Raw genomic sequence first — 12,642 nt, forward strand, 5'->3', positions numbered from 1 at the left:
CCCGGATTTAAAGAGTTATGTCTGACCGCGATACGCTGTTTTCCGCCCCGATAGCCAAACTGGGCGACTGGACCTTCGATGAACGTGTGGCTGAAGTCTTCCCGGACATGATCCAGCGTTCTGTGCCCGGTTACTCCAACATCATCTCCATGATTGGTATGCTGGCCGAACGCTTTGTCACCCCGGCCAGCCAGGTGTATGACCTCGGCTGTTCGCTGGGCGCCGCCACCCTGTCGGTACGGCGCAATATTCATCACGATGGGTGCCGGATTATCGCGGTGGACAACTCACCGGCAATGGTCGAACGCTGTCGGCGGCATATCACCGCGTTTCGCGGCCATACCCCGGTCGAGGTACTGGAAGACGATATCCGCCATATCGCCATCGAAAACGCCTCCATGGTGGTGCTCAATTTCACCATTCAGTTCCTCGACCCCGACGATCGCCAGCAATTGCTCAATAAGATCTACCGGGGTCTGAATCCCGGCGGCGCGCTGGTACTGTCGGAAAAATTCAGCTTTGAAGATGCCACCGTCGGCGAACTGCTGTTCAACATGCACCACGATTTCAAGCGCGCCAACGGCTACAGCGAACTGGAAATCAGCCAGAAGCGCAGCATGCTGGAAAACGTGATGCTTACCGATTCGGTGGAAACCCATAAAGCGCGGCTGCGCCAGGCCGGCTTCAGCCACAGCGAGCTGTGGTTCCAGTGCTTTAATTTCGGCTCCCTGATCGCACTCAAGGAGGGAGCGTAATGGTCGATTTCGGCAATTTTTATCAGTTGATCGCTAAAGGTCCGCTGGCCCCGTGGCTGGAAACCCTGCCGGCTCAGGTGGCGCAGTGGCAGCGCGAATCGCTGCACGGGCAGTTTAAGCAGTGGATGAATAGCGTCGAATTTCTGCCGGCCCTGCTGCCCTGGCGGCTCGATCTGTTACACAGCGTCACCGCTGAAGCGCAAACTCCGCTCGGGGAGGGCCAGAAAATCGGTATCGAAAAACTGCTGCGCAATCTGATGCCGTGGCGTAAAGGTCCCTTTGATCTCTACGGCATCCATATCGATACCGAATGGCGCTCGGATCTCAAATGGGAGCGGGTATTGCCCCATCTTTCGCCGCTCGCCGGACGAACTATCCTCGACGTGGGCTGCGGTAGCGGCTATCACCTGTGGCGCATGGTGGGAGCCGGCGCCCATCTGGCAGTCGGTATCGATCCGACACAGCTATTTCTCTGCCAGTTCGAAGCGGTGCGTAAACTGCTCGGCAACGATCAGCGCGCCCACCTGCTGCCGCTGGGCATTGAGCAGCTTCCGGCGCTTAACGCCTTCGATACGGTATTCTCCATGGGGGTGCTTTATCACCGCCGCTCGCCCCTTGATCACCTCTGGCAGTTAAAAGATCAACTGGTAAAGGACGGCGAACTGGTGCTGGAAACCCTGGTGGTGGAAGGCGATGCCAGTACCGTGCTGGTGCCCGGCGAGCGCTATGCGCAGATGCGCAACGTCTATTTTATTCCTTCCGCGCTGGCATTGAAGAACTGGCTGGAAAAATGCGGTTTCGTTGATGTGCGCATTGTCGATAGCTGCCCGACCACCAGCGAAGAGCAGCGCCGCACCACCTGGATGACCTCGGAATCGCTGGCGGATTTTCTCGACCCCGCCGACAGCCGCCGCACTTGCGAAGGTTACCCGGCGCCGCTGCGCGCCATCCTGATTGCCCGCAAACCCTGAACCATAAAAAAAGCCCCGGCAAAGCGACCGGGGCCTGGTACATGCAAACATCATATTGGGCGACATGATGCGCGGCAAAAAAGTTGATGGCGGGCAAACTATCGGGAAAGCATCGCTTTCATTGCCGCTACCGTGGGGCCATCCACACAATAGCGACTGAACTCATCGGCGCCAGTATCGGCTGACATAGAGACGCCGGATTTACGATAGCGCATCGGCGATGGCGCCAGACATCCCGCGGAGCTGTGCAGCTCTTCCACCCCTTGCGCTATAAAGCGCCCGAGGTTCGCCAGACGCACTCCGGCACCAGCCATAATAATTGGAGCACCGCAATGCGCTTTTAGTTCCGTAATTAATCTTAATCCTTGCTCCGCCGTTTGCTGTTGACCGGAAGTCAATATCCGCGCCACCCCTAAATCGGCCAATTGATCAACGGCCTGAAACGGGTCGCGACACATATCAAACGCCCGGTGAAACGTCACCTGCAACCCGCCGCAGCGCGCCATTAGCTGGCCCATACGCGCGACGTCAATATTGCCGTCTTCATCCAGCACGCCGACAACCAGCCCCGGGAAACCCAGGTCTCGCACGGTATCAATATCGTCGAGCATGGTCTGAAACTCGTTGGCGCTGTAGCAAAAATCCCCGCCGCGCGGACGCACAATCGGGTGAACGGGAATGGAAACCCGCTCTGTGACTTTTTTCAGCACCCCCAGCGACGGCGTTAACCCCCCCTCTGCCGGAGCGCTGCACAGCTCGATGCGATCGGCCCCGAACTGCTCAGCGGTAAGCGCTGCGTCCAGCCCATAACAACAAATTTCTAATAACGCCACACTGGCCTCCTGATATTTCGCTTTGCCATTGCGCTGTGTCCCGGGTTCGCCGCCAGCGCAGATATTGTCACTCGCCCCTCACGGCTGCTCGCTGGCGACAATCTCTTCAATTGAGTATGGATGAAATTTGATGGTCACCTTGCCGTCGGTCACCGCCAGCGTCGGGTTGGGCAGCCGCTCGGCCTCCCCTTTTGGGGCGCTGGTTTTCACAAAGATCCCCGGCTGCGCCAGCCCGTCATCCGACAGTAGCGCCAGCGCCCGGGCGCTAAGGGTTTGCGGATCCCCGGGCAGGACAATTTCGATATGCTCCCAGCCCTCATGGGGATAGCGTTTTTCACCCGGCCACGGCAGTTCGACCACCAGAAACCGCCAGTGACCGACAATCACCGGCTCGCGCAGGCGAAACAGGCAAATCGGGCGGCCATTAATCATCGTTTCCGACAACAGCGAGCCGCACTGTTCCAGGCCGCGCCGCCAGCGCTGCGCCGTGGCATTCTGATGACAGCGCAGAGAAATATGGTCGGCGGATAGCGGCGCGATATTCAGCCCCAGCCGTTCAGCCAGGGCGCTCAGGTCGGCAGAGAATCGCCCCAGGTCAGCCACTAAATCCGCCAGTTGATCACACGTTTGCCAGTTCACTCTCGCCATTCCTCGCTACCACAAAAGCGCCTAATCTACCCTGTCGCGCCGCGGGCCGCCAGCGCGGCGACAAGGGCTGACGACCCCGGGCAAATGCAGTATACTTCTCCTCTTATTTTTTCCACACCCGATACGCCGCCCGCCTTCGCGCCGCGGCGTTTTAATGTAAGGTAACCCGTGAATATTCAGGCTCTTCTCTCAGATAAAGTCAGTCAGGCACTGATTGCCGCAGGTGCCCCTGCGGATTGCGAACCTCAGGTTCGCCAGTCAGCAAAAGTGCAGTTTGGCGACTATCAGGCCAATGGCGTGATGGCTATCGCGAAAAAACTGGGCATGCCCCCGCGACAATTAGCTGAACAGGCGGTAGCTCACCTCGATCTCGCGGGAATTGCCGGCAAAGTCGAAATTGCGGGTCCGGGCTTTATCAATATTTTCCTCGATCCGGCCTTTCTGGCGCAGCACATCGATCGCGCGGTGCAATCCGATCGCGTCGGTATTGCCCCGGTCGCCCGGCCGCAGACCATTGTTATCGACTACTCCGCCCCCAACGTAGCCAAAGAGATGCACGTCGGCCACCTGCGTTCGACCATTATCGGCGATGCGTCGGTGCGTACCCAGGAGTTTCTCGGCCATAAAGTGATTCGCGCCAACCACGTTGGCGACTGGGGCACCCAGTTCGGTATGCTGATCGCTTACCTCGAAAAGCAGCAAAATGAAAACGCCGGCGACATGGCGCTGGCCGATCTGGAAGGCTTCTATCGCGAAGCGAAGAAAACCTATGATGAAGACCAATCCTTCGCTGAGCGCGCGCGCAGTTATGTCGTAAAACTGCAGGGCGGCGATGAGTACTGCCGCCAGATGTGGCGCAAACTGGTAGACATCACCATGTCCCAGAACCAAATCTCCTATCAGCGTCTGAATGTGACCCTGACCCGTGACGATGTTATGGGTGAAAGCCTCTACAACCCAATGTTGCCGGGGATTGTCGCCGACCTGAAAGCCAAAGGGCTGGCCGAGGAGAGCGAAGGCGCCATCGTGGTGTTCCTTGACGAGTTTAAAAACAAGGAAGGGGAACCGATGGGCGTCATCATCCAGAAAAAGGATGGCGGCTACCTCTATACCACCACCGATATTGCCTGCGCCAAATACCGTTATGAAACTCTGCATGCCGACCGGGTGCTCTACTACATCGATTCACGTCAGCATCAGCACCTGATGCAGGCGTGGACCATCGTACGTAAAGCCGGTTATGTGCCGGAATCCGTCGCGCTGGAGCACCATATGTTCGGTATGATGCTCGGCAAAGACGGTAAACCGTTTAAAACCCGCGCCGGCGGTACGGTTAAACTCGCCGACTTGCTGGATGAAGCGCTGGAACGCGCCCGCCGTCTGGTTAGTGAAAAAAACCCGGATATGGACCCGGCCGAGCTGGAAAAACTGGCCAATGCCGTGGGTATCGGGGCGGTGAAATATGCCGACCTGTCGAAGAACCGCACCACTGACTATGTCTTCGACTGGGATAATATGCTGGCCTTCGAAGGCAATACCGCGCCCTATATGCAGTACGCCTATACCCGGGTGCTGTCGGTATTCCGCAAAGCCGGCATTGCCGAAGCGGATCTGAGCGCAGTACCGGTGCTGGAAGCCAGCCATGAAATTCAACTTGCGGTACGCCTGCTGCAGTTTGAAGAGACGCTGGCCGTTGTCGCCCGGGACGGCACGCCGCACGTGATGTGCAGCTATCTCTACGACCTGGCCGGTCTGTTCTCCGGCTTTTATGAGCACTGTCCGATCCTTAATGCCGACAGCGATGCACAGCGCCAGAGCCGTCTGAAGCTGGCGCTACTGACCGCGAAAACCCTCAAACTGGGGCTGGATACTCTGGGGATTGAAACGGTTGAGCGGATGTAATTCACATCCCCTGACAAGGCCCGTCCATCGCGACGGGCTTTTTTATATCGCCATGCTGGCGATGGTCAGAGCGCAGCGCAGAGACAAAAAAAAGCCTGCGGCGCAGGCCACAGGCAACACAGCGACGGCAGAGAAATTACCCCCGTCGCCCAAAACGCGTCGCGATTAGAACGAGGCGGTCATTGAGGCATAGAAGGTACGCCCCGGCACATAATAGTTATTACCGCTGGTCGCACTGCCGGAAGGCTCCGACGACACCGGATCTTTATCGAACAGGTTATCGACCCCGACGTTGAACTTCAGGTTCTTTGTCGCTTTGTACTGCCCGGAGACCCCGTAAATGGTATAGGCATTACGGATCCGCGCCGTTGCGGTATTGCCGCGCGATTCCTGATCCGCTTTGCTGTTCAGCCCAAGCATTTTCCCGTAGTACTGGGCGGTCAATGACATGCTGACATCCTTATTAACCTGCCAGTCGAGCGAGGACCAGGTCGCCAGCTTCGGCGTGGTCACCAGCATCACCCCCAGCGAATCCTCGGCTTTAATCATCCGGGTAAAGTTGTTGCTCAGCGACAGGCGCTGCATCCACGGCCCCATCGGCTCCTGAATGAGCGGGATCGTCAGGTTACCTTCCACCCCCTGGGTACGTGCGGAGTCGAGGTTAACCCGTTCCAGCCAGAACGATCCTGAAGCATCGCCTGGAATATAGCCAATCGGCGCGGTGGCGATTTTATCTTTGAAGCGGCTGTCGAAGAAGGTCAGCCCGGCGCCCCAGCCCTCGTAGTCAAAGATCGCGCCGATTTCCCAGTTTTCCGACTTCTCCGGCTTCAGGTTATCGTTGCCCATGGTATAGCAGCCGCCGCCGGTATATTCCGCATAGCCGTTGCAGCCAGCGCCGCGGGAACTTTCAATAAAGCCGGTACTGGCCTGGCGAACGCTCGGGGCTTTGAACCCTTCGGAGTAGCCGCCTTTCAAAGTCAGATAATCGGTGGCCTGCCATACCAGATAGGCGCGCGGCGTGGTGCGATTACCGTAGTCAGTATGATCGCGACGCAGACCGAGCGTCAGGGTTAAGTCATCCACCAGGGTAATCTGATCTTCAATAAATACCCCTTTGCTGGTGGCTTTGGCGTAGTGGTTACCGTAAGTATCCGGAGAGTTGGCTTCAACGCCCAGCGAGCGCGGATTATCCAGCTCTTCTTTCTTCCACTGCCCGCCGAGAGTCAGGTTTTGCGCCAGCAGCAGGTCGAACGGCAGATTAATATCGCCTTCCACAATCCGCTCCCGACTCCACAATTTGGTGTCATGGTTACCAATGGCCACCCCGTTGGCAATCAGCGGCACATCTTTTACCGCGTTTTTATATTTGTTCTGGTAAGCGCTCAACTTCGCGCTGCCGAAATCGAAAATTCCCCGGTAATCCATGGCGTAGTTTTCGCGTTCCAGCTTACTGACGCCGCGCAGGTTAATAGTGTCGCCGTCAACGCTGCTGCCCTGGATACCTTCCTCGGTCCCCTGCTGGGTTGAAAGAGAGACCCGGTGGTTGCTGTTAATATCCCAGCCCAGTTCCGCCCCATAGCTGTAAACTTTTTTCCCTTCCAGACCGCTTCCCCAGCGCAGCGCGCTGGTATCACTCTTATCCGCGTTGCGCTTGTTCCAGGAACCGTTCATGCGCAGATCGAATCCGTAGCCCAGCGGACCGCCAATACTCCCGGTCCAGGTATTGGTATCGCCGCGATCGGAATCCTGCGGCTGGCGGGTGCCGGCGGTTAACGACCCGTGCCAGGCATCGCTATTCTTTTTGGTGATGATATTCACCACCCCGCCCATGGCATCAGAGCCATACAGCGCCGACATCGGTCCCCTGACAACTTCGATACGCTCAATGGTCTCTACCGGTATCCAGTTGATATCATCAAAATAGTTCTGCTGGGTACTCTTGATCCCGTTACTGGAGCCGACGCGTTTACCGTCCACCAGTAACAGCGTATAGGCTGCTGGCATGCCGCGGATCTGAATACCGGAACTGACGTCAGTGCCGATCGCTTTTGACACCCCGGCGACCCGCTCCAGCACATCGGCCAGATCGGTGGCAGATTTGCCAATGTTCTTCTCCAGTTCTGCGGCGGTAATCACCGATACGCTGGCCGGCGCGTCTTTCAGGCGTTGTTCAATTGCCGACGCCGTAACCACCATGACATCTTCATTGCTGTCGGTTATTTCTTCCGCCATTACCGGAGCAGCCATCCCGAGAGCCGGGATCATCAGACCCATTCTCATTCGGCGGGTTATTGTATTTAATTTCATCCATGTCTCCTGGAATTTGACGGCACTATCGCTGCGCATAAAGGAAATGAGAAACAACATCGTTATGAGGATGAGAATTTAACTTAATATGATAATTATTATCAATTCCTTACATAGACAAAACGCGATGGAGATCACTTTCATGGCAAAGGTTGTTAAGTAAATGAAAATAAATGGATAATAAAAATAACACCGCGGAGGCAAAAACAGAGCTGAAAATTCCGCAAGGCGCTATAAAACGCGGCAGGCACTTATTCGTTCAGAACTCCGCCAGGGCAGAAAAATTAAGCGTTCACTTTCAACCCGGAGAAATAATGATGACGATGGGTTATTTCCGTTACTCAACGGGATTATTTCGTCAGACAGGACGCGAGATAGTTCTTAAGGGGTTATTTCCTGCCATACCGCTCTTTACCGTCACGCCATAAACCGGATGCCGCCAGTTCCGGTCGCGGGGCATAATTAACAATCACCTGAATGCCGGTGATGCGCCACGGCTTTACCAGCCGCCCTGCCCCCGGCAAATACCAGACCAGCCGTAGAGGCTCCCCGGCCTCGGCGCCGGCCAGCTCACGGGTGGCGCCTGATGCGCCGTCGAGAGCAATACAGCGCCCAGCGGCGCACAGTTTTACTTCTCCTGCAACAGGCATAGGTGCGCTGCTACTGTATCGCCATGCCACCAGAGTAATGCTGCCACTCACCTTCTCCCGGGGTTTCAGCAGCGGCGATAGCACGCGAACACCGCGCTGCGCAACCACCGGCCCTACGGCGCTGGCGGTCCACATTGCCTGTCCACCCGCTGACGCATTACCGGCCCACATCGCCAGCAGTATTAACAGCAGCGGCATCACTGCCCGCCAATCATTGCCGTCATCCGCACCTGACGGTTATCCGGCAGTTCCAGATTAGACAACACCGCCATCTGTGGAATCGAGCGGCGCAGGAAGCGCGACAGCAGCGGGCGCAGGGCATGAGTGACCAGTAGTACCGGCGGCGCCCCAACCATCTCCTGGCGGGTGATAGCCTCGCGGGTCTGTTGCAGAAGTTTATCCGCCAACCCCGGCTCCAGCGCCCCACCGCTCTGCAGCGCCTGGAGCAGCAGCCGCTCCAGCGCCGCCTCAAGGCCAATAACCTGAATTTCGCCGTCGCCGGGGAACCACTGATGGGTAATCGCGCGCCCCAGTTTGACCCGCACCACCGCGGTCAGTTCATGGGCGTCGCTCTGAAGCGGGGCATGTTCGGCGAGAGTCTCAAGAATGGTGCGCATATCGCGAATCGCCACGTTTTCCGCCAGTAAATTCTGCAACACCTTGTGCAGCGTGGTGAGGGAAACAACGCCGGGCACCAGCTCTTCGGTCAACTTTGGCTGTTCACTGCTGATGCGATCGAGCAATTGCTGGGTCTCCTGGCGGCCAAACAGTTCGGCGGCATTCTGGCCGATCAGATGGTTCAGGTGAGTCGCCACCACCGTGCTGGCTTCCACCACCGTGAATCCCTGAATTTGCGCCTGCTCCTTGAGAGCATTGTCAATCCACACCGCCTCAAGACCAAACGCAGGATCGACGGTTTTCTCGCCAGGCAGTTCGCCGGCGGCGGTTCCCGGGTTAATCGCCAGCCAGCGTCCAGGCCAGGCCTCGCCGCCGCCAATCTCCACGCCTTTCATCAGAATACGGTAGCGCGCCGCCGCTAACTCGAGGTTGTCGCGAATATGCACCACCGGCGGCAGGAAACCCATCTCCTGGGCAAATTTCTTGCGGATACTGCGGATACGTCCGAGCAGCTCGCCATTTTGCTGAACGTCGACCATCGGGATCAGCCGATAGCCGACCTCCATGCCGAGTACATCTTCCATTTGAACATCATTCCACGACGCCTCCTGAACCGGCGGGCTTTCCACAGTTTTCGGCGCCGCCCGGGCCGCTGCCGGCTGCATCTGGCGACCGCGCAGCCACCAGGCCAGCGCCAGTAGCGCGGCGGTAAACAGCAGAAACACCAGGTTCGGCATCCCGGGGACCAGTCCCAGCAATCCGAGCACCGTGGCGCTCAGCAGCATAACTCGCGGATTATTAAACAGCTGAGTCACCATCTGCTCGCCAACGTCCTGTTCGGTACTAACCCGGGTCACGATCACCCCGGCGGCAGTGGAGATAACCAGCGCCGGGATCTGCGCCACCAGCCCATCGCCAATGGTCAGTAAGGTGTAGCTTTCCGCCGCCTGGCTAAGGGGCATGGCATGCTGAATCACCCCCACCAGCAGCCCGCCGACAATATTGATAACCATAATCATCAGCCCGGCCACCGCATCGCCGCGCACAAATTTACTGGCACCGTCCATCGAGCCGTAAAAATCAGCTTCCTGCGTCACTTCGGCGCGGCGCTTTTTCGCCTCTTCTTCGCCAATCAACCCGGCGTTAAGATCGGCATCGATGGCCATTTGCTTACCCGGCATCCCGTCCAGCACAAAGCGCGCGCCGACCTCGGCGATACGCCCGGCGCCTTTGGTAATCACCATGAAGTTGATGATCACCAGAATCACAAACACCACGATACCAATAGCGAAGTTGCCTCCCACCAGGAAGTGGCCAAACGCCTCTACCACCCGCCCCGCCGCCGCCGCGCCGGTATGGCCGTCCATCAGGATAATCCGCGTCGAGGCGACGTTAAGGGCCAGCCGCAGCAGCGTGGTGAACAGCAAAATCGTCGGAAAAGCGGCAAATTCGAGGGTACGCTGGGTAAACATCGCCACCAGCAGCACCATAATTGACAACGCAATATTAAAGGTAAACAGCAGATCCAGTACAAATGCCGGCAGCGGCAGTACCATCATCGACAGTATCAGCAGGATCAGAATCGGTCCGGCGAGTATCTGCCACTGGGTGGATTTCAGGTTGCCGGGCAGTCGCAGGCGTGCCGCCAGGTTAGTCATCAGTGTCCTTCTCCGTTAAAAAATCCAGCGCCGCCGGTACCGGAAGGTTAGCCGGCTTCGGCGGCTGCATTCCCCCCACCTGGCGCCAGCGGCGCAATTGCCAGACCCAGGCCAGTACCTCCGCCACCGCGGCATACAGTTGCGTGGGGATCTGCTGGCCGATTTCCGCATGGCGGTACAGCGCCCTGGCCAGCGCCGGCGCTTCCAGTTGCGCCACCCGGTGCCGGACGGCAAGTTCGCGGATATGCAATGCCACCAGGCCGGCGCCTTTCGCCACGACCTGCGGGGCGCTCATCTGGTTTTCCCGGTAGCGCAGCGCCACCGCATAATGGGTAGGGTTAGTCACGATCACGTCCGCGGTCGGTACGCTGGCCATCATGCGCCGTCGCGCCGCCGCACGCTGCTGCTGGCGAATACGACCCTTAACGTGCGGATCGCCCTCCTGTTCCTTAAATTCATCGCGGATATCCTGGCGGGTCATGCGCAGTTTTTTCAGGTGGCTGCGCACCTGCCAGAACACGTCAAACGCCACCATCGGCACCAGTCCCAGCACCACCAGCAGACTGCTGAACGCCACCAGATTCAGGGCGTCTTTCAACGCCAGCAGCGGCGGCTCGGCAATCAGGCGCAGCATTTCCGGCCAGTTGTGCCACAGCCAGATACCGGCGACCCAGCCGACCAGCGCCGCTTTGAGGAGAGTTTTGAGTAATTCCGCCGCCGTCTGGGCGGAAAACAGACGCTTTAACCCACTCAGCGGGTTAAGTTTGCTAAAGCTGAATTGCAGCGACTTACCGCTTAATACCACCCCGCCGAGCAGCATCGGAGCGCCAATCGCCACCAGCACCAGGCCGACAATGAGCGGAAGCAGCGCCCACGCCGCCCGGGAGAGCAATAACGCCATTTGCTGAACCAGGGCGGCGCTATCGCTCAGCAGCCGGTGATCAAAACGTAGCCCCCCGGCCAGCAGCGCAGCCAGACTGCGCGCCAGCCCTTCGCCGCCCACCCAGAGAATACTCAGCCCCGCCAGCAACATCAGCCAGCCGGTCAGTTCCCGGGAACGGGGGATCTGCCCCTCTTCTCGCGCTTTTTCCAGGCGATGGGGTGTGGGGTCTTCAGTTTTTTCCTGATCGCTGTGTTCTGACACCGGCATCCACTCGCGGGCAAAAATACTGCCCGATCATGCCAGAGCCGGCGGCGGCTAATGGTGAAAACAGGCCCACAAATGGCGGCTTTATTCGCGGTTCAGAACCCCAGGCTATCCAGCAGATCGTCCACCTGATCCTGACTGGCGACCACCCCGGCCGCCGCGCCATTGACCTGCGGTCCATTGAGCAACCCTTCGCCGGCGGCTTTGTGGCGCGTCGGCGTATCGGGCATATTTTCCAGCAGCACCAGCAACAGCTGACGCTCAATTTCCTGAATCACATCCAGCATGCGTTTAATCACCTGGCCGGTCAGGTCCTGAAAATCCTGGGCCATCATAATTTCCCGCAACTGCGCGCTGGTGACGCGGGTGTGGTCGGGCACCTGCGCCAGATACTGGCGGGTATCGCTGACCAGCGCCCGGGCATCGTCCAGCGTCAGCGGACTGGCGAACCAGGCATCCCAGCGCGTCTCCAGTCCCCGGGCGCCGGCCTCCAGGGCCGTCTGATGAGGCTGAGCCGCTTCCACGCCATTCAGGGCGCGCTCGGCGGCCTGGGCGGTCATCTGAGCCACATAGTCCAACCGATCCCGGGCATCCGGGATCGCTTCCGCCGCTTCGGCGATCGCCCGATCCAGCCCCAGCTCGCGCAGGCTTTCGCGCAGCATGCGGGTCAGACTGCCAATACGGACAATAATGTCGCCGGCGGCGTGGATATCCGCCCCGTCAGGGTTAGATGGATTCATGGCCGCCTCCTCAGATACCCAGTTTCTCGAAAATTTTATTCAGTTTTTCTTCCAGGATAGCCGCGGTGAACGGCTTCACCACATAGCCGCTGGCTCCCGCCTGGGCGGCGGCGATAATGTTTTCTTTGCGGGCTTCCGCCGTCACCATCAATACCGGCAACGCGGCGGTGGCGCTATCGGCGCGGATCGCTTTCAGCAACGCCAGACCATCCATATTCGGCATATTCCAGTCGGAAATCACAAAGCCAAACCCGCCGGCGTTCAGTTTATTCAGGGCATCGGCGCCGTCTTCCGCCTCTTCGACATTGCTGAACCCCAGCTCTTTAAGCAGGTTGCGTACGATGCGCCGCATGGTTGAAAAATCATCCACCACCAGAAACTTCAGTTCTTTATCCGCCATACTGTTTCCTTCG

Annotated in this window: 12 protein-coding genes; 4 read left to right on the plus strand and 8 right to left on the minus strand. The window is 58.3% G+C overall.

Annotation, left to right across the window (positions count from 1 at the left end):
• Nucleotides 1-17: 17 nt before the first annotated feature.
• Both cmoA and cmoB read left to right on the plus strand, forming a co-directional pair.
• A complete protein-coding gene (gene cmoA / locus AQ981_RS07295) occupies nucleotides 18-755 on the plus strand; it encodes a carboxy-S-adenosyl-L-methionine synthase CmoA (protein WP_058911105.1) in 738 nt (245 codons plus the stop codon).
• Nucleotides 755-1,726, plus strand: a complete 972-nt coding sequence (cmoB, locus tag AQ981_RS07300; RefSeq protein ID WP_058911106.1) for a tRNA 5-methoxyuridine(34)/uridine 5-oxyacetic acid(34) synthase CmoB — start codon at nucleotides 755-757, stop codon at nucleotides 1,724-1,726. The genes cmoA and cmoB overlap by 1 nt, the downstream gene beginning before the upstream one ends.
• 98 nt (nucleotides 1,727-1,824) lie before the next feature.
• Here cmoB and cutC read toward each other — a convergent pair whose 3' ends face one another.
• A complete protein-coding gene (gene cutC / locus AQ981_RS07305) occupies nucleotides 1,825-2,559 on the minus strand; it encodes a copper homeostasis protein CutC (protein ID WP_058911107.1) in 735 nt (244 codons plus the stop codon).
• Between the two features lie 78 nt (nucleotides 2,560-2,637).
• On the minus strand, nucleotides 2,638-3,207 hold the full coding sequence (locus tag AQ981_RS07310) for a VOC family protein (protein WP_058911108.1): 570 nt from the start codon (nucleotides 3,205-3,207) through the stop codon (nucleotides 2,638-2,640).
• A 168-nt stretch (nucleotides 3,208-3,375) separates the two neighbouring features.
• Here AQ981_RS07310 and argS point away from each other — a divergent pair, with 168 nt between their 5' ends.
• Nucleotides 3,376-5,109 (plus strand): arginine--tRNA ligase, encoded by a 1,734-nt coding sequence (gene argS / locus AQ981_RS07315; RefSeq protein WP_058911109.1) that lies wholly within the window; start codon nucleotides 3,376-3,378, stop codon nucleotides 5,107-5,109.
• A gap of 165 nt (nucleotides 5,110-5,274) precedes the next feature.
• On the opposite strand, the gene AQ981_RS07320 is transcribed toward argS, so the two are convergent.
• The gene (locus AQ981_RS07320; protein WP_249226283.1) at nucleotides 5,275-7,416 is read right to left on the minus strand and encodes a TonB-dependent receptor domain-containing protein; all 2,142 of its coding nucleotides are present in this window, start codon (nucleotides 7,414-7,416) and stop codon (nucleotides 5,275-5,277) included.
• Nucleotides 7,417-7,589: 173 nt separating this feature from the next.
• Here AQ981_RS07320 and AQ981_RS27590 point away from each other — a divergent pair, with 173 nt between their 5' ends.
• Complete coding sequence (locus AQ981_RS27590) at nucleotides 7,590-7,844, plus strand: hypothetical protein (protein ID WP_154675913.1); 255 nt, start codon at nucleotides 7,590-7,592, stop codon at nucleotides 7,842-7,844.
• On the opposite strand, the gene AQ981_RS07325 is transcribed toward AQ981_RS27590, so the two are convergent.
• The 5 genes from AQ981_RS07325 to cheY all read right to left on the minus strand — a co-directional run bounded on the left by AQ981_RS07325 (nucleotide 7,806) and on the right by cheY (nucleotide 12,629).
• Complete coding sequence (locus tag AQ981_RS07325) at nucleotides 7,806-8,264, minus strand: flagellar protein FlhE (RefSeq protein ID WP_071608829.1); 459 nt, start codon at nucleotides 8,262-8,264, stop codon at nucleotides 7,806-7,808. The genes AQ981_RS27590 and AQ981_RS07325 overlap by 39 nt on opposite strands.
• Nucleotides 8,264-10,342, minus strand: coding sequence for a flagellar biosynthesis protein FlhA (gene flhA, locus AQ981_RS07330; RefSeq protein WP_058911111.1), 2,079 nt, complete (start codon nucleotides 10,340-10,342; stop codon nucleotides 8,264-8,266). The genes AQ981_RS07325 and flhA overlap by 1 nt, the downstream gene beginning before the upstream one ends.
• Nucleotides 10,335-11,486 carry a flagellar biosynthesis protein FlhB gene (flhB, locus tag AQ981_RS07335; RefSeq protein WP_058911360.1) on the minus strand — a complete coding sequence of 384 codons (1,152 nt, stop codon included), beginning with the start codon at nucleotides 11,484-11,486 and terminating at the stop codon, nucleotides 10,335-10,337. Before flhB ends, flhA begins: the two co-directional genes overlap by 8 nt.
• A gap of 98 nt (nucleotides 11,487-11,584) precedes the next feature.
• The gene (cheZ, locus tag AQ981_RS07340; RefSeq protein WP_058911112.1) at nucleotides 11,585-12,229 is read right to left on the minus strand and encodes a protein phosphatase CheZ; all 645 of its coding nucleotides are present in this window, start codon (nucleotides 12,227-12,229) and stop codon (nucleotides 11,585-11,587) included.
• A 10-nt stretch (nucleotides 12,230-12,239) separates the two neighbouring features.
• Nucleotides 12,240-12,629, minus strand: coding sequence for a chemotaxis response regulator CheY (gene cheY / locus AQ981_RS07345; RefSeq protein ID WP_058911113.1), 390 nt, complete (start codon nucleotides 12,627-12,629; stop codon nucleotides 12,240-12,242).
• Nucleotides 12,630-12,642 lie beyond the last annotated feature (13 nt).

Source organism: Entomohabitans teleogrylli, from assembly GCF_001484765.1.
GTDB classification, from domain to species: domain Bacteria; phylum Pseudomonadota; class Gammaproteobacteria; order Enterobacterales; family Enterobacteriaceae; genus Entomohabitans; species Entomohabitans teleogrylli.

What these genes read in the sequence shown, in the direction of transcription:
- cmoA (WP_058911105.1), top strand. Translation starts at nt 18, where the DNA reads ATGTCTGACCGCGATACGCTGTTTTCCGCCCCGATAGCCAAACTGGGC.
- cmoB (WP_058911106.1), top strand. Translation starts at nt 755, where the DNA reads ATGGTCGATTTCGGCAATTTTTATCAGTTGATCGCTAAAGGTCCGCTG.
- AQ981_RS07310 (WP_058911108.1), bottom strand. Translation starts at nt 3,207, where the DNA reads ATGGCGAGAGTGAACTGGCAAACGTGTGATCAACTGGCGGATTTAGTG.
- AQ981_RS07320 (WP_249226283.1), bottom strand. Translation starts at nt 7,416, where the DNA reads ATGAAATTAAATACAATAACCCGCCGAATGAGAATGGGTCTGATGATC.
- AQ981_RS27590 (WP_154675913.1), top strand. Translation starts at nt 7,590, where the DNA reads ATGGATAATAAAAATAACACCGCGGAGGCAAAAACAGAGCTGAAAATT.
- AQ981_RS07325 (WP_071608829.1), bottom strand. Translation starts at nt 8,264, where the DNA reads ATGCCGCTGCTGTTAATACTGCTGGCGATGTGGGCCGGTAATGCGTCA.
- flhA (WP_058911111.1), bottom strand. Translation starts at nt 10,342, where the DNA reads ATGACTAACCTGGCGGCACGCCTGCGACTGCCCGGCAACCTGAAATCC.
- cheZ (WP_058911112.1), bottom strand. Translation starts at nt 12,229, where the DNA reads ATGAATCCATCTAACCCTGACGGGGCGGATATCCACGCCGCCGGCGAC.
- cheY (WP_058911113.1), bottom strand. Translation starts at nt 12,629, where the DNA reads ATGGCGGATAAAGAACTGAAGTTTCTGGTGGTGGATGATTTTTCAACC.